Source organism: Acinetobacter sp. SAAs474 (assembly GCF_032823475.1).
Classification (GTDB): domain Bacteria; phylum Pseudomonadota; class Gammaproteobacteria; order Pseudomonadales; family Moraxellaceae; genus Acinetobacter.
The window spans coordinates 3,142,653-3,165,224 of record NZ_CP127915.1 but is presented as its reverse complement, the minus strand read 5'-3'; the positions used below and the strand labels follow the sequence as shown (position 1 = coordinate 3,165,224).

Genomic DNA, 22,572 nt, shown 5'->3' with positions numbered 1-22,572 from the left:
ATCTCAAGCATTAGGCCAGATAGTGTCATAGCTTTTGTTTGAAAATAGTGCATTTATATACCATCAATTTAGTCTATACACTGATTATATTTATTGTGACATTAATTTATTTGTATAGCTTTGTGTACCGTTATATTCTTTTTTATAAAATCTGAATAGTATTATGATCTATAACATGATTTATAAAAAATAGCTTAACACAGCTTATGGCTTTAACTTGGCATAATCACTATCGTTTTAATGCTGATATGTTGTGATTTAGTGCACTGTATATAACTGAAGCTATGGTGATATAACAAACAGTAAAATGCACTTAAAAAATAGTACTTTACAATAACTTGTGGTCATTAATCATATGAATATTAAAAAATTATCTATTATTGGTGTGATCGTTATTATTGGTGTAGTTGCTTATTTAATTTGGCAAAATATCAACAAACCCAATATGGACGGTATTGTCAGTGGTAATGGTCGTATTGAAGCAACAGAAATTAATATTTCAAGTAAACTTGCAGGACAACTTGAAGAAATTCTAGTCAAAGAAGGGGACTTTGTTGAGCCTGGTCAAGTTTTAGCACGGATTAAGGTTTTAAGCTTAGAAGCCCAATTACGAGAGTTAGAAGCACAGCAGCGACAAGCTCAAAATGCGATTGCGACCGCAAATGCGCAAGTGGCGATGCGAATCAGTGAAAAAAAAGCTGCAGAAGCTGCGGTAAAACAGCGTGAAACTGAATTGGTGGCTTCAAAAAATCGTTTAGCACGTTCAGAAATTTTAGCTCAAGATGGCGCTGTTTCTAAGCAACAGCTAGATGATGAGCGCGCTGCTGTACAAAGTACCATGGCTGTTTTATCTGCTGCACAAGCACAAGTACAAAGTGCTGAAGGTGCGATTGTGGCTGCACGTAGTCAAGTGTTGAGTGCCCATTCTCAAGAAGATGCGATTAAAGCCAGTATTGAACGTATAAACTTTGATTTAGATGATGCACAGTTAAAATCACCGTTAAAAGCACGAGTTCAATTTCGTATTGCTCAGCCTGGAGAAATGGTAGCTGCAGGCGGTCGAGTTATGAATCTAATTGATTTATCAGATGTTTATATGACTTTCTTTTTACCAGAAACCGTAGTTGGACGTGTTGCTATTGGTACAGATGTACGTATTGTTCTCGATGCTGCCAAGAATCTGGTCATTCCTGCTAAGGTCTCTTTTGTCGCAGATACTGCACAATTCACACCAAAATCGGTAGAAACAGAAAGCGAACGTCAAAAATTGATGTTTCGTGTTAAAGCAAAAATTGATCCACAGTTATTATTAAATCATATTCAGCAAGTTAAAACTGGTTTACCCGGTGTGGCATATATCAAGATTGATCCACAAGCACAATGGCCCGCTTTTTTACAGAATCAGGTTAAATCATGACACAGCAATCGGTACAAAATACAGTAAAACCGATGGTTGCCGAGATTAAAAATGTTGGTCTGAAATATGGAAAAACGATAGCATTAAATAATGTATCTTTATCACTTCCAGCAGGCTGCATGATTGGTTTAATCGGCCCAGATGGTGTGGGTAAATCAAGCTTGCTGGCACTTTTATCTGGTGCAAAAGTAGTACAGGAAGGGCAACTATGGGTACTGGGAGGTGATATTGCTGATAAGGTACATCGCCGTCGTGTCTGTCCTTATATTGCATATATGCCGCAAGGTTTAGGAAAAAATCTGTATAAAACACTTTCAGTAGAAGAAAATTTACAATTTATTGCACGTTTATTTGGGCATAGTGCCGTAGAGCGTCGTAAACGAATAGATGAGTTGACCAAAAGTACGGGTTTGTATGATTTTTTGGATCGCCCAGCAGGTAAGTTATCGGGTGGAATGAAGCAAAAACTGAGTCTATGTTGTTCACTGATTCATGATCCAGACTTTCTTATTTTAGATGAGCCAACAACCGGTGTCGATCCATTGGCACGTGCACAATTCTGGCAATTAATCCGTCGTATTCGTAAAGTTCGCCAACATATGAGTGTCATTGTGGCAACAGCATATATGGATGAGGCACAACAATTTGACTGGTTAGCCATGATGGATGATGGCGAAATTTTAAAAACAGGTACGCCAGAAGAACTACTAACACTGACCCAGAGTGAGAATTTAGAACAAGCCTTTATTCGCCTATTACCAGAACAAAAAAAACAAGGCTATCAGCCTGTTGAAATTCCACCATTAGTACAAGATGATTCGGATGAATATGCATTAGAAGCTAAAAATTTAACGGTTAAATTTGGTGATTTTACTGCTGTTGATCATGTTAATTTTAAAATTAAACCTGGTGAAATTTTTGGTTTTTTGGGCTCAAATGGTTGTGGTAAATCCACCACGATGAAAGTGTTAACCGGTTTACTTGAAGCTTCTGAAGGCGAGGCTTGGTTATTTGGTCAAGCTGTTGATGCAAATCAGATTGAAACACGTCGCCGTGTAGGTTATATGTCACAAGCCTTTTCACTCTATAGTGAATTAACCATTTTGCAAAACTTGGTCTTACATGCCAAGCTATTTCATGTGCCAGCAGAACAGATTCAGCCACGTGTCCAATTGATGTTACAACGCTTTGATTTATTGGATGTACAAGATAAATTACCCGATGATTTACCCCTCGGTATACGGCAGCGTTTATCCTTAGCTGTGGCTTTAGTGCATAACCCAGAAATCTTAATTTTAGATGAACCTACATCTGGTGTAGATCCAATTGCACGCGATAATTTTTGGCGACATTTAATCCATTTGTCGCGTGAAGATCGTGTCACTATTTTTATTTCAACTCACTTTATGAATGAGGCATTGCGATGTGATCGTATGTCGATGATGCATGCAGGCAAAGTCCTTGATAGTGCATCACCTGCACAACTGATTGCCAGTCGTCAAGCAGAAAACCTAGAACAGGCCTTTATTGGTTATTTAATTGATGCAGGTGCAGGTACACAAGATGAAGCGACAGAGATTGAACAAAATATGTCTGCATCCAATGACTTTGATAAGCGAAGTGAGAAACCGGCACGATTTAGTTTATTACGTCTGGCCAGTTATGCTTGGCGAGAATCTCTAGAATTAGCACGCGATCCGATTCGTGCCACGATGGCATTATTGGGTTCGATTATTTTACTATTTGTGATGGGCTATGGTATTACCATGGATGTCGAAGATCTTAGTTTTGCTGTACTGGATCGTGATCAAACGGGATTAAGTCAAAACTATACCATGAGTCTTTCGGGATCACGTTATTTTACCGAAAAGCCACCACTACATAACTATGCCGAAATTGATCAACGCATGCGTAATGGTGATATTTCGTTGGCGATTGAAATTCCGCCCAATTTTGCTCAGGATATTGCCCGTGGCGAAAATGTTAAAATTGCAGCGTGGATTGATGGTGCAATGCCATCGCGGGCAGAGACCATTAAAGGCTATGTACAGGGTATTCATCATTATTGGCTAATGCAAAAAGCACTCGAACAAACGGGATATTCAAGCGCTGCAAATGTGAATATAGAAACACGTTATCGTTATAATCCAGACATTAAAAGTTTAGCGGCAATGGCACCAGCAATTTTCCCATTATTATTACTTTTAATTCCAGCGATGTTAACAGCATTATCTGTTGTCCGTGAAAAAGAATTGGGTTCAATTGTCAACTTATACGTGACACCCGTCACACGAAGTGAATTTCTGATTGGTAAACAAATTCCCTATGTCGTGCTGGCGATGCTGAATTATTTCTTAATGTGTTTAATGATCATCGTGCTCTTTGATGTACCTGTAAAAGGTAGCTTTTTAACTCTGACTTTTTCTGCATTGATGTTTAGCTTGTTTGCCACAGCTACGGGCTTACTGGCATCTTCTGTGACCAAGAGTCAAATTGCATCGATGTTTCTAGTGATGATTGCGACCTTAGTTCCGATTATGCAATTTGCTGGCATTATTAATCCAGTATCATCACTGGAAGGATTTGGGCGTTGGTTTGGTGAGATTTATCCAGCAACACATATGATTAATATTAGTCGAGGTGTATTTAATAAAGCCTTAGGTTTTGCTGATTTAAGTTATTCCTTCTGGATGATGTCAGTATCAGTGCCTGTCGTGATGTGTGCGGCAATTGCTTTACTTAAAAAACAGGAGCCATAAGATGTTCAAACAAAAAGTACAGAATATCTATCAGCTTGGCTGTAAGGAGCTCTGGAGTTTATGGCGTGATCCTGTAATGTTGCTGTTAATTATTTATACCTTTACTGTTTCAGTATATACCGCAGCAACTGCCATGCCAGACACATTAAATATGGCACCAATTGCACTTGTAGATGAAGATCACTCAACATTGTCCGAACGTATTTCTGCTGCATTTACCCCACCTTATTTTAAGTCGACCACGACTGCATTAAATGAAATGGATAGTGGTATGGATGCAGGGGAATTTACCTTTTCAGTGAATATTCCAGTCGGATTTCAACAAGATGTGTTAGCCGGTAATCAGGTGGCTATTCAGCTTAATGTCGATGCCACTCGAATGTCACAAGCCATGTCTGGTGCTGGATATATCCAACAAATTATTCAGGATGAAGTAAATGAATATCAACTTCGTCATCGTGCAATCACTGCACTACCTGTTGAGCTTGAGCTGCGTGCACGTTTTAATCCAACCCTTAATCCGATGTGGTTTGGTAGTGTGATGCAAATTATTAATAATGTTGCCATGCTTTCGATTATTTTAACTGGAGCTGCTTTAATTCGTGAACGGGAACATGGCACCATTGAACATTTAATGGTGATGCCAGTGAGTGTATTTGAAATTATGCTCTCTAAGGTTTTATCCATGAGTCTAGTGGTTCTTTTAGCCGCTTTTGTGGGTTTAAAGCTGGTGGTTGAAAATATATTACATGTACCGATTGAAGGTAATTTGTATTTATTTTTCTTTGGTGCATTATTAACCTTGTTTGCCACGACCTCTATGGGGATTTATATGGCAACGATTTCTAAATCGATGCCACAATTTGGCTTATTGATGATGCTCATTTTAATTCCATTACAAATGCTTTCTGGTGGGACGACACCACGTGAGAGTATGCCTCAAATAGTACAAGATATTATGTTAATTGCACCGACCACACATTTTGTATCTTTAGCACAAGCAATTTTATATCGTAATGCTGGTTTTGATGTGGTATGGCCCTCATTTTTATGGTTGATTGCGATTGCTAGCGTATTTTTCTATATTTCATTAAAGCGTTTTAAAGCGACAATTCACACTATGGCATAGCCTCTAAGATGATTCAGAGAATCATTTTTTATCTCAATATACAATGATGTTGGATTTTAATTTAGTCTGCTGATGACCGATATCATCAACAGACTGAATGATCAGGTCATCATTTATTTTTATTAAAAGATGATATTTGCTTTCGTATTTCTAATCAAAGGTTTTAAACCTTAAATGATCATCTATAAATGTCTTTTCCTTGGCCACATCCTCGATAGAGCCAAAAACCAGTTGAGCACTGAGCGACCAATGGGTAGGAATCGAAAATTCCTGACTGACCTGTTGTTCTACCAGCATACCGTAATGTTGTAATGATGCACCAATATTGTGTTCAGTCAATGCCAGCCAAACGGCAAATTGTGCCATTGCAGTAGAGTGTTCTGACCAAATTGGGAAACCCGCTGCATAGCTACTATATTGTTGTTGAAGTTGTTTTATAACATGTTGGTCTTCATAAAATAAAACAGTACCTTTTCCCATGCTAAAGCATTCAATTTTGCTTTTTGTACGTGGCAATGCTTCTGCAGGAATCATATGACTTAAGCGATCAAACACCATGTCCCAGAATTTGAGATGTGACTGATCAAATAAAATAACTGCACGTGATGATTGAGAGTTAAATGAAGAGGGGCTCAGTCGTATTGCTTGTAGAATAAGATGCTCTAAATCATTATTATGCATATCAATATTGTTGCCAATGCAATATATACTGCGGCGTTTGGCCAGTTGAGTTAAAAATGTCATAGCAATTCCTGATTTGATGATTTAATTTGATTAAATGATTAACTTAACTCAAGTTGATATTGCTGCTCTAAAGACTGTACTACTGCTGAAAAATCAATATCTATGGCATCTGCTGGTGTTATACATTGAAATTGCTGTTGTACGTGTTGCAATAAAGCAAGATTGAGCTGTTGATTTTTTAATAAGTCGATTGCAATAGCGATATCTTTCTGTAGTAAGTTCAAAGCAAAAGTTTTATGAAAACTTCGGGTTAAAACTTTTTGTGCCATAATATGTGTGGAAATACTACTTTGACCACTGGAATGGTTAATGCAATGTAATGCCGACTTTATATTGACCTTTTTTGCTTTTAACAGCAGCAAGCCTTCTGCTAATGCCCATAAATGTGTTGCCATGAGTGTGTTATTGACGGCTTTAACTGCAAATCCAGCACCACTTTCACCTACATATTCAATCAGTTGAGAAAAAGTTTCTATAAATGGTTTGGCTTTAAGGAAAGCGGTTTTATCTCCTCCGACCATCACCGTTAATACACCATTTTTTGCCCCTATCGTTTGTCCAGAAACGGGTGCATCTAAAAAATAGACGTGTTGTTTTATTAAGTACTGACTTAAATATTGTGCTGAATCCGGCACACCGCTAGTACAGTCAATCCAAATACTGCCAGGCTTTGGTGGAAATTGCATAATTAATGCTTCAATATCGGCACTGGTCGGTAAGCAGCTAAAAATATAATCTGCTTGTACAGCTTGTTGAATGGATACGGCAATCGTACCAAAGCATTTTGCATGTTGATCTGATTTCTGCTGTGTTCTATTCCATACCCAAACTGGATATTCTTGTCGAGATAAGTGAGCGGCCATATGCCATCCCATTGCACCTAAACCGATAAAGGCAATATTTAAACTCAATGCTTTCTCCTAACTATGTACAATTTTACTTTTGTTTTTAAGACTGGACTGCTCTAGCACTTGATCTTCATGACGATTTAAGAAAAAGTTCAGTAAAATTGCGGCCAATGTTGCTGTACCAATTCCCCCTAAATCAAAAGCACCAATATGTATGCTGTAATTTCCTGTTCCCATAATGAGGCAGACTGCTCCAATCAATAGGGTACTGTTTTTAGTAAAATCAACTTTGTTATCTACCCAAATTTTAGCGCCAGCGACAGTAATTAAGCCGAATACAACAATGGAAGCACCGCCTAATAAAGCGACAGGAATGGTATGAATGATGGCACCAAATTTTGGTGATAATCCCAATAAAATTGCAAAAATACCTGCAAAGACAAAGACAGTGGTCGCGTAAACTTTAGTTACCGCCATGACACCAATATTTTCTGCATATGTGGTCATACCTGTACCACCGATGGAGGATGATAACGTGGTGCAAATACCGTCTGCAAAAAAACCACGCCCCATATAGGGAGACAGATTTTTGCCTGTCATGGCTGAAACAGCTTTAAAATGTCCTAAATTTTCTGCAACCAAAATAATGGCAACAGGCGCAATGAGCATAATGGCATTTGCTTCAAATACTGGGGCGTGAAATTCGGGTAAGCCAAACCAGGCTGCTGCATGTACTGGAGCAAAATCAATTGGTGTACCTAGCCCTATGATATTGGCAATCAAAAAATACAGTGCATAAGCACTCACCAGACCCAGTAATAACAGTAAGCGTCGGATCATACCTCGTGTAAACACGGCAATGACACTGATACAACCAATCGTCAGTAATGCCATCCAGCTATCAAAATGGTTGGCAGATACACTTTTAATTGCAACTGGCGCTAAATTTAAACCAATAATCATCACAATTACCCCTGTGACAATCGGCGGCATTAATTTCTCAATCCATTGCGTTCCTGTTTTCATGACCAGTAAACCAATCAGGGCATACAGTATGCCGCAAACGAAGGTGCCTCCTAATGCCACAGCAATATTGGGATTGGCTCCTACACCACTATAACCTGTAGCAAGCGTTACGGCTGCAATAAAAGCAAAGCTGGAACCGAGATAACTCGGTAATCTGCCGCCAGTGATTAGAAAAAATAAAATGGTACCAATCCCGGTGATGAAGATGGTTAAATTGGGATCAAATCCCATCAGCAAAGGTGCCAGTACTGTTGCACCAAACATTGCAAAAGCGTGTTGTAAACCTAAAACCAGACTTTTTCCAATAGGTAAATATTCATCAATTTGCACGGGTGTGGTGTCTAAATTGCCACGATACGGTGTAAATTTTGCAAACCATGGTTGTTTTGTTGGCATGAGACTTTCCCCCTCATGAAATATTTTCAATTAGCACATTTCTAATGGCTCACAATATGCACGGTTAAAATATATCAGCGCATTCATTCCTTGACGTTGTTGCATGGCTTTAACTTGACAAAACAGTACATCATGGCTTCCAACAGACAAACTATTGACTACTTCACAATCAAAACTGACCAGTGCATCTTGTAAAACAGGTGCTTTTGTCACCAGCGATTGCCATGTTCCTTGTTGAAAACGTTCAGACATCGGTGTTTTTCCACCAAAGAGATTAGACAAATGCTGTTGTTGTGAAGAAAGTGTATTGACGCAGAGCACTTGATTCTCTTTAAAAGTTTGAAAAACGGATGCAGATCGGTTTAAACAGACCAATAGCGTTGGTGGATTATCTGTCACACTGCATACTGCAGATGCAGTAAAACCTGCCAGCCCTGCTGGTCCTTGTGTAGTAATGACATTGACAGCCGCACCAAGATTTGCCATACCTTGGCGAAATAGGTGTTGATCAATTTCTAAATGTATTTGCGATAAAGAATGCTCTAATAAAGAGGAGGAGTGTGTTTGAATATCAGACTGAGTGTGTGTTTGATTCATGGTATTTCCTTTGACTTGAATCATGTCTAACATCATTCAAGTGTTGGTATAGTGATCATTGAGGTCATGGAATAAGGATTAAACATGTGCAATCGAGGCAATTTCAATCAGTGCTTCGGGTTTAACTAAACCTGTTTGAATGCAATAACGAGCAGGTTTATCTTGTGGAAAATATTCTGCATAAACATGGTTGATCGCAGAATAATCAGCCCAATCCTTAATAAAAATATGATTAAACGTAATATCGTTCATGGAGGCCCCAGCAGCGGCCAGAATATTTTGGATCGTGTCTAGAATATGGCGAGTTTGTGCAGCAGCATCACCGATATGGACGACATTATTATGTTCATCAAAAGCTAATGTTCCTGAAACATAAATAATATTGTCCGCTTTGGTTGCAGGGACATAAGGTGCTAAGGGTTGCGATGTTCCGACTGGGCATATAATGGTTTTAGGCATGGTATTGATCCTGTTGACTCAGTAGACTGATCTAAGCATTGGGGGTATTGCTAAAGGTATCGACAAAACTCGCGGTGTCAGAAACCCAGCCAAAAAATGTTTTAATGTTATATAAACTGGCGTCATGTGCAGTGATAGGCCCTGCTTGATAGCAGGCATCTGCTAAAGCAATCCCAAAGTATTCTAAGAAAAAACCATCTCTTAATGTTGATTCGACACAGACATTAGTGGCAATACCGGTAAATACTAAATTGCGAATACCCCGACAACGTAACATGCTATCTAGTGCTGTATTAAAGAAGCCGCTATAGCGAGGTTTCTCAATGATTAAGTCATTTTCTGTGGGCTGAAGTGCATCAATTAATTCAAAATCCCAACTGCCTTTTGCCAGTAATTTGCCATAGAGTTCTGGTTGTTTTTTCATAGTTTTTAAGGCATTTGATTTATGAAAATTAGGTGAATCTATTCCACCAGCCTCCTGATATGCTGCATCCCAGCCATTTTTAAAATAAATCACTTGAATACCTGCCTGATGTGCAGCAGCGATCGCTTTTTGAATATTTTCGATCACTGGCTGTGTATTGGATACGTCAAATCCAGCTAAATCTAAATATCCTCCTAATGAGCTATAGGCATTTTGCATATCAATGACAATTAAAGCGGTATGTTCAGGTGCCAGTTGAATCGATTCAGGCTCAGCTTTTAAAAGTTTACTTTGTGAACTTGCTGCACTAAATGCACTACATACGATATGATTCATGCTGATTTCTCCCAAACAGCGCCATTGATGGTTTGATCTGCTGTGATGTGTTGACGGCATTGCATATAGGGCTGTATTTGTTGCCCAAAATCCTCAACACCTTGAATAAAATCATCAAAAGTTAATAGAATGCCTTCTGTTCCTTCGATATGACTAATTTCATCGAGCATTTCTGCAACATGGCGATATGAACCTACTAAAGTGCCCATATTGATGTTGACAGGTGAAATCGCAGAGGCCATTTGACGAATATTGGTATCTGTACCAGATTGATTATCGTTATTGCCTTGATTCATTAGCCAATTAATTGCCTCAATATCAGCACCTTGTTGATAGTGGTGCCATTTTTTTAAGGCCTCCTCATCTGTTTCAGCAGCAATCACCATAAACAGCACATAGGTTTGTACATGACGACCGGTTTGGTCGGTATATTTTTTTAAGCGTTGATTAATATCGGCATATGCAGTTGGCGTATTGAATCCTTTACCAAACACAAAATTGTAATCTGCATATTGTGCTGAAAATTCAAGTCCTGTATCGGATTGACCTGCACAAATAATTTTCATATCTGCCTGAGGGCGTGGACTCACTCGGCAATCTTGCATATGAAAATGGTCACCTTGAAAATTAGAATGTCCTGTTGCCCAAAGTTCACGTAAAATTTGTACATATTCAGATAGGTATTCATAGCGTTTTGCAAAATATTCATTTCCTGGCCACATACCCATTTGGCTGTATTCTGCAGATTGCCATCCACTGACCACATTTAAACCAAAACGGCCATTCGAAATAGAGTCAATCGTTGCTGCCATACGCGCAACAATGGCAGGAGGCATGACCAATGTTGCCGCTGTAGCATAAATTTTAATTTTATTGGTGACGGCAGCTAAACCCGCCATTAATGTAAAAGTTTCTAAATTATGATCCCAAAATTCAGTTTTTCCACCAAATCCACGTAATTTGATCATGGATAATGCAAAGTCAAAACCATAATATTCTGCACGTTGTACAATTTGCTTATTCATCTCAAAACTAGGCTGATATTGAGGTGCATTTTCAGACAATAACCAGCCATTATTGCCAATTGGACAAAAGATACCAATTTTCATATTTACCACCTATGATGTCATTTTAATTAAAATTTATATTTAAGATATTGCCTAAATATTGTGATTAATGATTTAGCAAATGCTGTGCCAGTTTATTTTTATTATTTAAAAACAGTTATTTATTAAATTTTAATTATACTGTTTGGTAAAAAAATATTTTTAAGTTTGCTGCGGTAAATATATTCTGGTTTAAATCGGTGCGACATTGAACTAAAATTTTACCAAAAGGTAAAAAAATGTGTAAAAAATGATCAAATTAAAAATATGCTGCTTGAAATACTGTATCGTGATCAGGTTTTTTCGAGATAAAATTGCTTTTCACCCAGTGGGTTTTATGAAGGCTGATGCGATGATATAGGCATTTAGCAGAAATTAGGCAAATCTTTAAGTTGAATAAAATGAGTGATTGATCGTTAAAGTGTATGGGTATAAATATATACAGATTGGATGAAGCGAAAAACAAAAACCAAGGTTTTATTCGAATTAATCGCTTCAGTTTTTTATTATGATTGTTTTAAATTGAGTAAAAAATCGACTAGCGTACAGTTTAAGATATGACTTTCTGTGATTGTCGATGCATGTGCTCCTGTTTTTAAAATTGAACAATGCCCATGCCCTAATGCTAATTTAAGATCTAAACTTTTATGGTAAGGCACTAAGAAATCATCTTGGTTCGCAATCAGATGAATGGGTGTATGCTGTAATGCATTGTGGTGTTGCGCTTGAATTTTAAATTTCTGCAAGGCATTTAGTCGAGCTAATACATTGAATATAGGTGGAAAATTATTAAATTGATCTTGTTCACTTTGTTGAATGGTTGCAATATGCCGCGAGATCCAAGCTGGTGGATAGAGAAATAAAGCTTGAGCTTCAATATAGGGCATGATGCCAGCATGCTGCAGGAGTGCAATACGAGTTTTAAAACATTTTTCGGTATGTGAATCTAGCTCATCCCACGCATTAATGCAGGTTAAACTTAATAATGTTTTTTGCTGTTGCTGTTGCTGTTGCTGTTGCTGTTGCTGTTGATTGTCTTGATGCATTAAAACAGCCAATTCAGCACCAATATGCCCACCTAAGGCATGGCCAATAAAATGGCATTGTGAAATCTGTTCGTGTTTCAAGATATTAAAAATTTGTTGGGCCATATCGGTAATGCGATAATTTTTATCGAGTAGTTTTGCATTCGCATGGCAGCCTTCTTGATCATAAGTTAACACATGAAAATAAGCTGTTAATGCTTCAAGTTGTGGCTGCCAAAAATTAGCATGCCCTCCTAAACCGGAAGAAAGCACAATATAGTCTTTGGCCCCTAAAGTATTGCAATAATGTATTTGGTATTTCATCGGGTAAATGTATCTTAAATTACGGCCATGATATCTAGCAAAATATATGCCGAATATTTTTTAATTCGTTATATTCTCGGTTATATCGTATCGATCAAAGCAAAGTATAGATACTGGTTAAGGACAATCATATAAAAGTCAAATATTTTAAAAAGTGTGAACGAGTGGTAAAGATTTAAAAAGTAATTATTTCGCTTGATAATTGAATATGCTGGATAGCTTCATTTATTTATAGTGATTATACTCAGGGTTAAAAATCAAACCATGCTGTATATTTTTAATGCGGATTATGTTATAAGCTATCAGAAAAAAGGGAATAAAAATTATATTGTCTGCAATATTTCCCTCATATAATTTGCTTCACGACATCGATGTAATGGCAGAAATATTGATTTTGTAATAAGAGGATGAGTGGTTTAAAGCGACTATTATCTTTGCTTCAGCAGTTTAGAATAGACGACTCTGCTGTAATGACTGGCTATCATCATGATGCTATTGAATAAAGACGTATTTGAGGAAAATAATGGCTCGAATTTTAATTGTAGATGATTCGCCTACAGAAACTTTTCGTTTTAAAGAAATTTTAACCAAACATGGTTTTGAGGTATTGGAAGCATCCAATGGTGCTGATGGCGTGACGATTGCACAGGCTGAATTGCCGGATCTAGTATTAATGGATGTGGTCATGCCAGGTGTGAATGGTTTTCAGGCAACACGTCAAATTGTACGTGGTGCAACCACTAAACATATTCCTATTGTCATGGTAAGTATTAAAGATCAAGCAACAGATCGTGTGTGGGGTAAACGTCAAGGGGCAAAAGAATATTTGACTAAGCCTATTGATGAGCAATTATTAATCGATGTTATTCATCAGTATTTACCTATAGCCTAATGCAAGATGAAGACCTTCATTCTATGATTAATATAGACGAATAAGCGATTATATTGCATCAGCATGATGTTGCTGTCTGATGGCTGAATATAGGGTATGTTGATTGCCAATGAGGAAATACTTTATTTCAGCTCATCCGTGTTTTATTTATGGATTTAAAAATTATAACTAAAATATACGCAAGCTTAAGTGTAATAATGATGATTAATAAAAATTTTGACGAATAAAGTATTAATGAACCACTATTTTAATTGAATTTGTGAAAAAAATCACAATATTGTATTTTTAGAGGGATATAATCGGCATTTGTGTTATTCAATATGCTTGATTGGAAGGCTATGAAATGATTATGTCATACAAGATGAGAGATGAATAATTTAGTATTTCAAACCATTTGTAAATAAAAAATAATAAAAAGACATAAAATAAAGAATTGAGAGGGTAGGTATGGTGGGAGACCAACAACAGAAAAATAATATGGCGCAAAGTATTTATTCATCAAAGGGGCATCTAGACAAACCACCATCATATTTTAAGAAAATACAGTTGACCGTAAAATTTATTTGTCAATCTAAACGATTATTTACTGTGATGATGATCATGCTATTTGCGATGAGCATAAGTTTATTGCTGCTAGTACAACGCTATTATTTAAATACAAGTTTCACTGAATTACGCGTATTGTCGCAGCGGATTTCTCATCAAGTCGGTGAAGTAATTACGATTAATACCCCTGATGAGATTACAAGACTGCGTGATTTACAAACCCAATTTAATGATAATTTAAATCAGCTTAAGTACTGGTCGATTGATGGTAATCAAATCACGGCAATTGAAGATCAATGGGTGATGATATCTAAACAAATTGACTTTATAGTGAAGCAAAAAAAGCTGATTAATCAGCTTTATGACAACCATATTGCAATGACGGAAATTGTGCCTGCGATTCAGATTGAATATCAATCAATGATGGCACAAATGCTGACTATCCCTATATCAAGTCAGCATATTCTGTTGCTCAGTGAGCAAATTATACGCGTACAGCAAATTTTAAAATTGATCGAGCCTGAATTTTTAATCTCAAATTTTTCAATTGAAGATGCAGATCAATTAAATAAAGATATGCAATTATTTACTGATCATTTAAATACGCAGTTCCAGCCTAAGACAGCAGGAGGTATTCAACCGATCACTGATCCTAAATTAACATCAATATTACAGAATATTCAGGTGGCTTATGATGATGTGATCCAGCCAGCCAGCGCTGTTGTTTTGGCCAATATTAATCCCATTCTTCAGATTCAAAAAACTGTCACTCAAGTACCCAATCAAATAGTACAGTTATCAGAGGATTTAACTGCACGTTCAGTATCAAGTTGGTCTTGGCTGTTATGGCCCATTTTAACCATGATACTGATGTTCATCATATTATTGATTTATATATATCAGCTAGTTAATTTACAGCATCATCATGATGTAGTGGCTCATCAGGATGACCATAATGATCAAATTCAAGCACAATATCAACAAAATGCAATGTTACGCTTATTGGATGAAATTAATCAGTTGAATCAAGGCAGTTTACCCTTATCGCCAACCAATACAGAAAATTTTAATAGCATGACAGATGCAATTAATATTGCCATTCAGCAGTTGCATCAGTTTATGGCTACTGTTCATCATCAGACCAAAATATTACAGCAGCATGATATTAATGTCGAAAATGTGATTGCTCGATTGATCGAGTATTGTGATCATCAAAATCAAAAAATCATAGATATATCTTTTAATATTAATGACATGCTGGTGCTCAGGGAGCAGCTATTTGAAAATATTGAAAGTTGTCATTTTATTTCACAGCGTTTAGCTGTTGCAGTGTCGAAGATCAATCAAATAGATGGTATGGGTAATGATGTACAGATGATAAATCAAAAAATTCAAGCAATTTTAGCCGAAATACCGTCATTTGAATTTTCTTTACCAGACTTTGATCAAGTAACGTCATTAATTGATGAGCTGAGTGCTCAAAGTCATGTTTTAGCGATGAATACGGCAATTCAAGCCAGAAAGTCTGATCAGCCATCCAACACGATTTTGTTGATGCTTGCAGATGAAGCTCAAAATATGACACAGCGTGTTGCTATGATGCAAAAGCGGCTTAGATCATGGCAAGAGGATATACAGAAATCATTTCAGGAAATCATCAGCTCGATACAACAGCATCAAATCGAAGAAACAGCGGTTGATCTTAATACCACGCAAGATATCCACGCAATATTCAATGAGATAACGGCACAATCAGCACAGTTGAATCAATTGATGAGCAATATTACTGAGGGGCTAAAACGAGATGTTTATTTCACTCATCATATTGCAATAACGATGGAGAGTATCCAAGAAATTACTTCACAAAAATCACTCATTATTCTAGAAATGACAACGAATATGACTGAGTTACGACAAATAGTAGATAGCTTGCAGCATTTGTTGAGCAAGCCCGAGCGATTAGATGTTGTCGCAGAAATTTAAATATTTTGATGGACAATAACAAGCTATTAAAACTAAAAATTGCGATATAGCGCTATGTTAGCGTGAGATTTAAGCCAAGAGTTACACATCACCTTTGAATAAAGATACGCTGAGTCGTTTTACAATGAAAAAAATATTAGAAAACTCCACATCTATTGCATTTTATCGATATATTGATTTTAAAAAATATATAAAACAAAATACAGCCTTATCCTCAATGGCATCTCCGATAAATCAAGCTTTTTCACTACAGCATCAGCAACATAAAACAGTGGCATCTAACACATCATGGTCGAATTGCTCAAATACCTTAAATCATGATGCAGAGCATGTGGATTTAATCCCTTTTAGTCGTGTGATTCCTCGTTTACAACATGTCGTTCATCAAATTGCTCTCCTTTATCATCGTCCTACAGAGTTGTTATGTGAATATACAAATATTCAATTAGAACCGATCATGTTATTGCGCTTAACCACAGCATTGGAACAGATGTTACGTCATACTATTCGGTATAGAGTTGAAGAAATTGCTGAGCGTACTGCGAAAAATAAATCTACATTGGCCCGTATTCTACTTCGTTTAACGCATGAACAGCAGAGTATCATGGTCAGTTTAACTGATGATGCTCAAGAAATTGACGTCACACATTTACTAGAAACAGCATATCACACGGGCTTAATTGATCGATACCAAGTTGTTGATAATTCAAAAATTTTACCATTAATAATTGCGCACAGTTTACAGAGCTTATCACAGCAAACATACATATCTGATCATGGTATGAACTTAATGGAGCTAGAGGTTGTGCAGCATCATATTCAAGCTTTAGGTGGAGAAATTCAGCTTAAATCCGATATAGACCATGGTACAACCTTTACTTTTCATATTCCTCACTCAAGTACTGTAGATGATATGTTGATATTACAACAACATCAGCAGCAATTTGCTTTACCATTGATACAGCTCAGTGCTGTTGTTCGTATTTCATCTGTTGCTTTAGCAGCATACTTTAAGGGGGATAACGAGCGATTTAATATTGCGAATATTGATTATAAATTACGTTATTTATCTGAGTTAATTAATGATCAAGATACGCCAAATTTTGCTACTCATACGCTATGGCCAGTGATTTTATTGAGACCTATTGCAGGAGAAAATGTAGCATTACTGGTAGATAATTTTATCAGTGCACCTCATCAAGTGGCAACCATGTCAACACAGCAGCAGCTATCAGCCAGTATAAGGGCAATAGGTCAGCGTGTCGTTGATGGTCAACGCTGTTTTATCCTTGATGTTGATTATATTGTAGCGCATATTTTTGCATCTACTCGCCCCAAAGTAGCGCGAAAGATATAGGCGATTTAATGCATGAGCAGATCTATCGGTTTGGCAGCATATTGCAGCATCAAACATGCTGTATGCTTTCTTATATCATTTACCTTGACGGATAAAAAATAGGGGGCAATATGCCCCATACTTTTACAGAGGTGGATGAGTTGAAATAAATGTCTAAAGCCAGTTTAAGTTAAAAGTTGCAGTAAAATTTGTTCATAAATTTCGGCAAGTGGCTCTAAATCGGCAACATTAACATGTTCATTAATTTGATGAATCGTAGCATTTAATACGCCGAGCTCAAGAACTTGGGCACCTGTGGGTGCAATAAAACGGCCATCTGAAGTCCCACCACTTGTTGATAGTGTTGTTTCCACCCCTGTGACTTGGTGAATAGCATGCTGTGCAGCATTGACCAATTCTCCCACAGGCGTTAGAAATGGTAAACCAGACAGTGTCCATTCAATATCATAGTCTACGCCATGACGATCTAGAATCTCTAAGGTACGTGCCTGTAGTTGTTCTGCTGTTAGCTCGGTTGAATAACGGAAGTTAAATAATAATTGCAAGGTTGCTGGAATCACATTGGTTGCGCCCGTACCTGCTTGAATATTTGAAATTTGAAATGTGGTTGCAGGAAAGTATTCATTTCCATGATCCCAAACAGTATCACATAATTCTGCAATCGCTTTAGAGGCAGTATGAATAGGATTAATGGCAAGATGAGGATAAGCCACATGCCCTTGCTTACCTTTAATGGTAACGTTGGCATTGAGTGATCCACGACGACCATTTTTTACAATATCACCGAGTTGATGTGTACTTGATGGTTCACCGACCAGACACCATGTCATTTTTTCTTGACGTGCTTCTAAGGTTTCTATAACTTTTACTGTGCCGTTGATCGATGGGCCTTCTTCATCTGAGGTAATTAAAAAGGCAATTGATCCCTTGTGATCAGGATGCTTTTGCACAAAACGTTCTGAAGCAACGACCATGGCAGCAAGTGCAGTTTTCATATCTGCACTCCCTCGACCATAAAGTTTTCCATCACGAATTTCTGGAATAAATGGATCTGAATTCCATGCTTCGAGTTGTCCAGTAGGAACAACATCGGTGTGACCTGCAAAACAGAAAACAGGATCTGTATTGCCTTTACGCGCCCATAAATTATCGACATCGTCAAAGCGCATGTGTTCAATATTAAAACCAATCTTTGCTAAACGATTTGCCATAATTTCTTGGCAAGTATGATCAATAGGGGTAACAGACGGTTGGCGTAATAATTCTAAGCTAAGCTCGAGAGTTGCTGATTGAGTCATACCAGTAAAAGATCATGTCAAAAAAGTTTTACTATAATAGGTGAAACTGATCAAGAAGGGGAGATTTTGATAAGAAAAAGTGAAAGATTATAAAAATGTATTTTACGCGAATTTGAATGCTTTGTTTTGATTTTGCCTAGAAGATATGAAAACGCCAATTAATCGGCGTTAATTGGCATTGTGATTCTAAAGTGCATTTTTTCTCAAGGAGAATTACATTTTGCTAATCCCTTGTGAGGTTTTATCTGCGGTATTGGTTACTGCATCACCGACCTTTGAAACATCTTTACCAACACCTTTAACGGTATTGCAACCAGTTAAAATAAAAGTAACAGCTAAGCTTGCAAGTAAAATTTTTTTCATAAGATTCACCTTGTTGTGCACTGATTTTTTATAAGTGTAACTAAAATAAAAGAAAATAATCGTAGGAAATGTTTCTTTTTGGGTTATTTGGGTAACAACATGTATCGGCAGTCATGTTCGAGGTACTTTATTAAACTGACTGAATAATGGTGGTCTTTTGTACATGTAATATTGCTGATATTGGGGATTTAAATATAAACCATCGGTCCACCATTGAGGATTGACACAATCTGTATTCAGGTTTGGACATAACCATTCATGCCGACTGAGACGTATATAGTCGCTATGATTTTGTGGCAGTGTGTTACCCCATAATCCGAGTCGACGATCTAAATTAATCCAGTCAGGAATATCGCCATGAGATAAGGGTAAATAGAGTTGTCCTTTTAATACGGCAAATTTTAGATCAATAACATGATTTAAGGCTTGAGAAAATTGAAATTGTTTTTGGGTAAAATGATTGATTTTTCTAAATAGCGTGTCGCTTCTATTTAGCCCATACCAATGCATTAACGATAATCTTTGCTCACCCAAGTAATATTTAAGTGCGACTTCCCAGTGCTCGATTTGGTTGGTTTCGGTATTTTTGAGTAAAAAATCCAACTCGCCTATTGTTCTAGGACCATCAATAATTTGAATACTATGTCCCAGTAATTGATAGGCATGATAGGCATGATCATTTAGCCAGAACCAAATTAAGCTTTCAAAACGCAAGCCTAAGCGTGTACTTTTAAGACGATTTAAAAAATCATATAGTACTTCTGGATGTCGATCTAAATCATCTAACCGTGGTTGATAGATGCTGAACAGTTGTGACCAAAATTGAGTTGGATGTAGGCTAAATGGATGTAATATATTGAGTTGATTTGGTATTTTTTGAATAATATTGGGGCTGATGAGGGCAAAAGCAAGCTGTCTGACGATTGGTGTTTGATAGCGGAGCCAGAGTTCATTGTCATCGTATTCTGTAAATAGTGGCATCATGTTACATCTTTAAAAGTAGAATACACGCAGATCTGATTGCAAAACAATTTATACTATGCGCCTGATTAACTTGTGGAACATTTATGAAAACGTTGTTTTGGCGAACATTGGTGTTGATTTTTATCACATTAGGTTTCATCGGTGCATTATTGCCTGGGTTGCCAACAACAGTGTTTCTTATTTTGGCTGCTTGGGCTGCATCAAAAGGTTGGCCACAAATGGATGAGTGGTTGTTGGCTCATCCTAAATATGGTCCCATTCTAACAGCATGGCGTAAAAATGGAACAGTGCCACGTAAAGCCAAATGGTTAGCAACATCGATGATGCTGATCAGTGGTATTATCATGCTCTATACCAATGCGCCATTACTGGTTAAAATTTTTACAGATGTTACGATGTTTATCGTGGCGATTTGGCTTTGGTTAAGGCCTGAACCTCAAAAAAACTAAAAGGTATAATTCAAATGACATATAGCTTAGATCAAGCAGACATCCTTATTGATTTAGCACAACAAACTTTATATGTACCACGACACCACTTGTTTTATAGTATTTCTTCAGGAAAAAATGGTATCGGTGAGCAGCAAGACAGTGGTAAAACCCCAAGGGGATGGCATAAAGTTGCAGTTAAAATAGGCAAAAATGCACCGCAAAATACCGTATTTATTGGGCGACAAGAAACTGGAGAACTTTATTCAGAAGACTTGGCTGAGGCTTTTCCTGAACGAGACTGGATTTTGTCACGAATACTTTGGTTAACGGGTTTGCAAAAAGGCCTTAATTTAGGCGATGGTTGCGACACATTTAATCGTTATATTTATATTCATGGTACACCAGATAAAGAGCCGATGGGAATTCCAATGTCACATGGATGTATCCGAATGCGCAATAGTGAAATTATTGAATTATTTGATGTGTTGCCAGAAGATGCTTTAGTTTATATTTCTGAAAAAAGTTTAGCGTCAGTGGGATTTTAAATAGCGCAAAATATGACAGAAAATGAATAGAAAATCGTTAAAATTGTTTGTTTTTATAGCGAATGACTTATTTTTTAAGCATTTGATAGAGAAAAATGCAAAACAGACTGAAAAGCGTTTGACAGGCGGTAAAGATTCTCTATAATGCACCTCATCAAACGATGAAGTCGATTTGAAAGGGCGCTTAGCTCAGTTGGTAGAGCGTCTGCCTTACAAGCAGAATGTCGGCGGTTCGATCCCGTCAGCGCCCACCAAGCTTCTTTCATGTTGAAATTTTATAGTGCAGCGGTAGTTCAGTTGGTTAGAATATCGGCCTGTCACGCCGAGGGTCGCGGGTTCGAGTCCCGTCCGCTGCGCCACTTAAAATTTTAATACGTCGTTTGCCACAATTGTGTAATTGTGTAAATGCAGCGGTAGTTCAGTTGGTTAGAATATCGGCCTGTCACGCCGAGGGTCGCGGGTTCGAGTCCCGTCCGCTGCGCCATTTACCTTTAACCTTTTGAGGGCGCTTAGCTCAGTTGGTAGAGCGTCTGCCTTACAAGCAGAATGTCGGCGGTTCGATCCCGTCAGCGCCCACCAGATTTTTCGATGCAGCGGTAGTTCAGTTGGTTAGAATATCGGCCTGTCACGCCGAGGGTCGCGGGTTCGAGTCCCGTCCGCTGCGCCATCTAAAAATCTAATAATTAGCCTTTAAGGGCGCTTAGCTCAGTTGGTAGAGCGTCTGCCTTACAAGCAGAATGTCGGCGGTTCGATCCCGTCAGCGCCCACCATCTCTTTATTGAGGTGATAGCATTAAGCTATATATGCAGCGGTAGTTCAGTTGGTTAGAATATCGGCCTGTCACGCCGAGGGTCGCGGGTTCGAGTCCCGTCCGCTGCGCCATTTAAATATAAAAATCCTCTTTGAGGGCGCTTAGCTCAGTTGGTAGAGCGTCTGCCTTACAAGCAGAATGTCGGCGGTTCGATCCCGTCAGCGCCCACCATCCCTGTTTAATTTTATTGTTATAATCTCTTTTAGTTTTGAATTTTAGTCTTTTATGATGGCTTAATTTTAATTCTTTATCTTAAATGTTATTCATTTAAATTAACATTCGCAATATAACTGCATGCAATCTACTTAAAGGTCGCTTAAATCTGTCGATTTTCTTGCGATAGCTGATAACAATCATGATATTTTTGGCTTGGACAGGTCGAGTTAGCTTTGACCAATCATTCATCTCGCCATTTTGCTTATATAGCAACATTTTAACCGGTATTGAGTAATCTTGATCAAAGAGCATGCAACGCTGAAGCTAGTCATGTTTATATGCGGATGCAGTAGCGAGCAGTGGTGTCATTAACCAAACATGGTTCATCATTTAACATCTATCAGCTCTAGCAAGATAAAAAATGTATTTTTAGATCAAAGCACAGCGTTATAGCAAAGCTGTTTTATGGTCACGGTTATATTTTGCAGGATCTTGTGATGATGTGTCTTTAGAAATAATTAAGCAATATATTTAAAATCAATAACATTAAAATTTGTAAAATTCATCTCCACCCTAATGTGGGTGGAGTTCTTTTGTCTATTGATATAGTTTGCGA

The 22,572-nt window shown here is 37.6% G+C and carries 19 protein-coding genes, 8 tRNA genes and 1 pseudogene; 17 read left to right on the top strand and 11 right to left on the bottom strand.

What is annotated here, in order from left to right:
- The first annotated feature begins 355 nt into the window (after positions 1-355).
- From QSG86_RS15855 to QSG86_RS15845, 3 genes are read left to right on the top strand one after another with little or no spacing between them, the layout of a single operon-like run.
- Positions 356-1,417 (top strand): HlyD family secretion protein, encoded by a 1,062-nt coding sequence (locus QSG86_RS15855; RefSeq protein WP_317032375.1) that lies wholly within the window; start codon positions 356-358, stop codon positions 1,415-1,417.
- Positions 1,411-4,176, top strand: coding sequence for a ribosome-associated ATPase/putative transporter RbbA (gene rbbA / locus QSG86_RS15850; RefSeq protein WP_410487503.1), 2,766 nt, complete (start codon positions 1,411-1,413; stop codon positions 4,174-4,176). Before QSG86_RS15855 ends, rbbA begins: the two co-directional genes overlap by 7 nt.
- A 1-nt stretch (position 4,177) precedes the next feature.
- Entirely contained in the window at positions 4,178-5,305 is a 1,128-nt protein-coding gene (locus tag QSG86_RS15845; protein ID WP_317032374.1) for an ABC transporter permease, read from the top strand.
- A gap of 150 nt (positions 5,306-5,455) precedes the next feature.
- Here the strand turns inward: QSG86_RS15845 and QSG86_RS15840 are convergent, their stop codons facing one another.
- From QSG86_RS15840 to rutD, 8 genes are all read right to left on the bottom strand, one after another.
- The gene (locus QSG86_RS15840) at positions 5,456-6,049 is read right to left on the bottom strand and encodes a nitroreductase family protein (protein ID WP_317032373.1); all 594 of its coding nucleotides are present in this window, start codon (positions 6,047-6,049) and stop codon (positions 5,456-5,458) included.
- A 38-nt stretch (positions 6,050-6,087) separates the two neighbouring features.
- Positions 6,088-6,924: an NAD(P)-dependent oxidoreductase gene (locus tag QSG86_RS15835; RefSeq protein WP_317032615.1), complete on the bottom strand. Its 837-nt coding sequence runs from the start codon at positions 6,922-6,924 to the stop codon at positions 6,088-6,090.
- A gap of 45 nt (positions 6,925-6,969) precedes the next feature.
- A complete protein-coding gene (gene rutG / locus QSG86_RS15830; protein ID WP_317032372.1) occupies positions 6,970-8,319 on the bottom strand; it encodes a pyrimidine utilization transport protein G in 1,350 nt (449 codons plus the stop codon).
- Positions 8,320-8,349: 30 nt separating this feature from the next.
- Positions 8,350-8,916, bottom strand: a complete 567-nt coding sequence (gene rutF, locus QSG86_RS15825) for an NADH-dependent FMN reductase RutF (protein ID WP_410487482.1) — start codon at positions 8,914-8,916, stop codon at positions 8,350-8,352.
- A gap of 78 nt (positions 8,917-8,994) precedes the next feature.
- Positions 8,995-9,375: a pyrimidine utilization protein C gene (gene rutC, locus QSG86_RS15820; RefSeq protein ID WP_317032371.1), complete on the bottom strand. Its 381-nt coding sequence runs from the start codon at positions 9,373-9,375 to the stop codon at positions 8,995-8,997.
- A 31-nt stretch (positions 9,376-9,406) separates the two neighbouring features.
- On the bottom strand, positions 9,407-10,135 hold the full coding sequence (rutB, locus tag QSG86_RS15815) for a pyrimidine utilization protein B (protein WP_317032370.1): 729 nt from the start codon (positions 10,133-10,135) through the stop codon (positions 9,407-9,409).
- Positions 10,132-11,244, bottom strand: a complete 1,113-nt coding sequence (rutA, locus tag QSG86_RS15810; protein WP_317032369.1) for a pyrimidine utilization protein A — start codon at positions 11,242-11,244, stop codon at positions 10,132-10,134. The genes rutB and rutA overlap by 4 nt, the downstream gene beginning before the upstream one ends.
- 503 nt (positions 11,245-11,747) lie before the next feature.
- A complete protein-coding gene (rutD, locus tag QSG86_RS15805; RefSeq protein ID WP_317032368.1) occupies positions 11,748-12,590 on the bottom strand; it encodes a pyrimidine utilization protein D in 843 nt (280 codons plus the stop codon).
- Positions 12,591-13,113: 523 nt separating this feature from the next.
- On the opposite strand from rutD, the gene QSG86_RS15800 reads away from it, so the two are divergent.
- From QSG86_RS15800 to QSG86_RS15790, 3 genes are all read left to right on the top strand, one after another.
- Positions 13,114-13,482, top strand: a complete 369-nt coding sequence (locus QSG86_RS15800) for a PleD family two-component system response regulator (RefSeq protein ID WP_317032367.1) — start codon at positions 13,114-13,116, stop codon at positions 13,480-13,482.
- Between the two features lie 447 nt (positions 13,483-13,929).
- Positions 13,930-16,011: a methyl-accepting chemotaxis protein gene (locus QSG86_RS15795; RefSeq protein ID WP_317032366.1), complete on the top strand. Its 2,082-nt coding sequence runs from the start codon at positions 13,930-13,932 to the stop codon at positions 16,009-16,011.
- Between the two features lie 124 nt (positions 16,012-16,135).
- Positions 16,136-17,368, top strand: a complete 1,233-nt coding sequence (locus QSG86_RS15790) for an ATP-binding protein (RefSeq protein ID WP_317032365.1) — start codon at positions 16,136-16,138, stop codon at positions 17,366-17,368.
- Positions 17,369-17,532: 164 nt separating this feature from the next.
- Here the strand turns inward: QSG86_RS15790 and dapE are convergent, their stop codons facing one another.
- From dapE to QSG86_RS15775, 3 genes are all read right to left on the bottom strand, one after another.
- Complete coding sequence (dapE, locus tag QSG86_RS15785) at positions 17,533-18,666, bottom strand: succinyl-diaminopimelate desuccinylase (protein WP_317032364.1); 1,134 nt, start codon at positions 18,664-18,666, stop codon at positions 17,533-17,535.
- Between the two features lie 213 nt (positions 18,667-18,879).
- The gene (locus QSG86_RS15780) at positions 18,880-19,029 is read right to left on the bottom strand and encodes an entericidin A/B family lipoprotein (RefSeq protein WP_317032363.1); all 150 of its coding nucleotides are present in this window, start codon (positions 19,027-19,029) and stop codon (positions 18,880-18,882) included.
- A 111-nt stretch (positions 19,030-19,140) separates the two neighbouring features.
- A complete protein-coding gene (locus QSG86_RS15775; protein ID WP_317032613.1) occupies positions 19,141-20,010 on the bottom strand; it encodes a DUF1853 family protein in 870 nt (289 codons plus the stop codon).
- An 86-nt stretch (positions 20,011-20,096) separates the two neighbouring features.
- On the opposite strand from QSG86_RS15775, the gene QSG86_RS15770 reads away from it, so the two are divergent.
- The 11 genes and pseudogenes from QSG86_RS15770 to QSG86_RS15720 form a co-directional block, all read left to right on the top strand.
- Positions 20,097-20,462, top strand: a complete 366-nt coding sequence (locus QSG86_RS15770; protein WP_317032362.1) for a YbaN family protein — start codon at positions 20,097-20,099, stop codon at positions 20,460-20,462.
- 14 nt (positions 20,463-20,476) lie between these two features.
- Positions 20,477-20,989, top strand: coding sequence for a cell wall-recycling L,D-carboxypeptidase ElsL (gene elsL, locus QSG86_RS15765; RefSeq protein WP_317032361.1), 513 nt, complete (start codon positions 20,477-20,479; stop codon positions 20,987-20,989).
- A 178-nt stretch (positions 20,990-21,167) separates the two neighbouring features.
- Positions 21,168-21,243, top strand: a tRNA-Val gene (locus QSG86_RS15760).
- Between the two features lie 28 nt (positions 21,244-21,271).
- A tRNA-Asp gene (locus tag QSG86_RS15755) sits at positions 21,272-21,348 on the top strand.
- 48 nt (positions 21,349-21,396) lie between these two features.
- Positions 21,397-21,473, top strand: a tRNA-Asp gene (locus QSG86_RS15750).
- Positions 21,474-21,492: 19 nt separating this feature from the next.
- Positions 21,493-21,568, top strand: a tRNA-Val gene (locus QSG86_RS15745).
- Between the two features lie 11 nt (positions 21,569-21,579).
- Positions 21,580-21,656 (top strand) — tRNA-Asp (locus QSG86_RS15740).
- A gap of 27 nt (positions 21,657-21,683) precedes the next feature.
- Positions 21,684-21,759 (top strand) — tRNA-Val (locus QSG86_RS15735).
- Positions 21,760-21,794: 35 nt separating this feature from the next.
- Positions 21,795-21,871 (top strand) — tRNA-Asp (locus QSG86_RS15730).
- A 24-nt stretch (positions 21,872-21,895) separates the two neighbouring features.
- Positions 21,896-21,971: transfer RNA gene (locus QSG86_RS15725), tRNA-Val, on the top strand.
- A 405-nt stretch (positions 21,972-22,376) separates the two neighbouring features.
- Positions 22,377-22,491 (top strand): annotated as a pseudogene (locus tag QSG86_RS15720) (transposase); the annotation flags it as partial.
- Between the last annotated feature and the right edge of the window lie 81 nt (positions 22,492-22,572).

What these genes read in the sequence shown, in the direction of transcription:
- QSG86_RS15855 (WP_317032375.1), top strand. Translation starts at nt 356, where the DNA reads ATGAATATTAAAAAATTATCTATTATTGGTGTGATCGTTATTATTGGT.
- QSG86_RS15845 (WP_317032374.1), top strand. Translation starts at nt 4,178, where the DNA reads ATGTTCAAACAAAAAGTACAGAATATCTATCAGCTTGGCTGTAAGGAG.
- QSG86_RS15840 (WP_317032373.1), bottom strand. Translation starts at nt 6,049, where the DNA reads ATGACATTTTTAACTCAACTGGCCAAACGCCGCAGTATATATTGCATT.
- QSG86_RS15835 (WP_317032615.1), bottom strand. Translation starts at nt 6,924, where the DNA reads ATGGGATGGCATATGGCCGCTCACTTATCTCGACAAGAATATCCAGTT.
- rutG (WP_317032372.1), bottom strand. Translation starts at nt 8,319, where the DNA reads ATGCCAACAAAACAACCATGGTTTGCAAAATTTACACCGTATCGTGGC.
- rutF (WP_410487482.1), bottom strand. Translation starts at nt 8,916, where the DNA reads ATGAATCAAACACACACTCAGTCTGATATTCAAACACACTCCTCCTCT.
- rutC (WP_317032371.1), bottom strand. Translation starts at nt 9,375, where the DNA reads ATGCCTAAAACCATTATATGCCCAGTCGGAACATCGCAACCCTTAGCA.
- rutB (WP_317032370.1), bottom strand. Translation starts at nt 10,135, where the DNA reads ATGAATCATATCGTATGTAGTGCATTTAGTGCAGCAAGTTCACAAAGT.
- rutA (WP_317032369.1), bottom strand. Translation starts at nt 11,244, where the DNA reads ATGAAAATTGGTATCTTTTGTCCAATTGGCAATAATGGCTGGTTATTG.
- rutD (WP_317032368.1), bottom strand. Translation starts at nt 12,590, where the DNA reads ATGAAATACCAAATACATTATTGCAATACTTTAGGGGCCAAAGACTAT.
- QSG86_RS15800 (WP_317032367.1), top strand. Translation starts at nt 13,114, where the DNA reads ATGGCTCGAATTTTAATTGTAGATGATTCGCCTACAGAAACTTTTCGT.
- QSG86_RS15795 (WP_317032366.1), top strand. Translation starts at nt 13,930, where the DNA reads ATGGTGGGAGACCAACAACAGAAAAATAATATGGCGCAAAGTATTTAT.
- QSG86_RS15790 (WP_317032365.1), top strand. Translation starts at nt 16,136, where the DNA reads ATGAAAAAAATATTAGAAAACTCCACATCTATTGCATTTTATCGATAT.
- dapE (WP_317032364.1), bottom strand. Translation starts at nt 18,666, where the DNA reads ATGACTCAATCAGCAACTCTCGAGCTTAGCTTAGAATTATTACGCCAA.
- QSG86_RS15780 (WP_317032363.1), bottom strand. Translation starts at nt 19,029, where the DNA reads ATGAAAAAAATTTTACTTGCAAGCTTAGCTGTTACTTTTATTTTAACT.
- QSG86_RS15775 (WP_317032613.1), bottom strand. Translation starts at nt 20,010, where the DNA reads ATGCCACTATTTACAGAATACGATGACAATGAACTCTGGCTCCGCTAT.
- QSG86_RS15770 (WP_317032362.1), top strand. Translation starts at nt 20,097, where the DNA reads ATGAAAACGTTGTTTTGGCGAACATTGGTGTTGATTTTTATCACATTA.
- elsL (WP_317032361.1), top strand. Translation starts at nt 20,477, where the DNA reads ATGACATATAGCTTAGATCAAGCAGACATCCTTATTGATTTAGCACAA.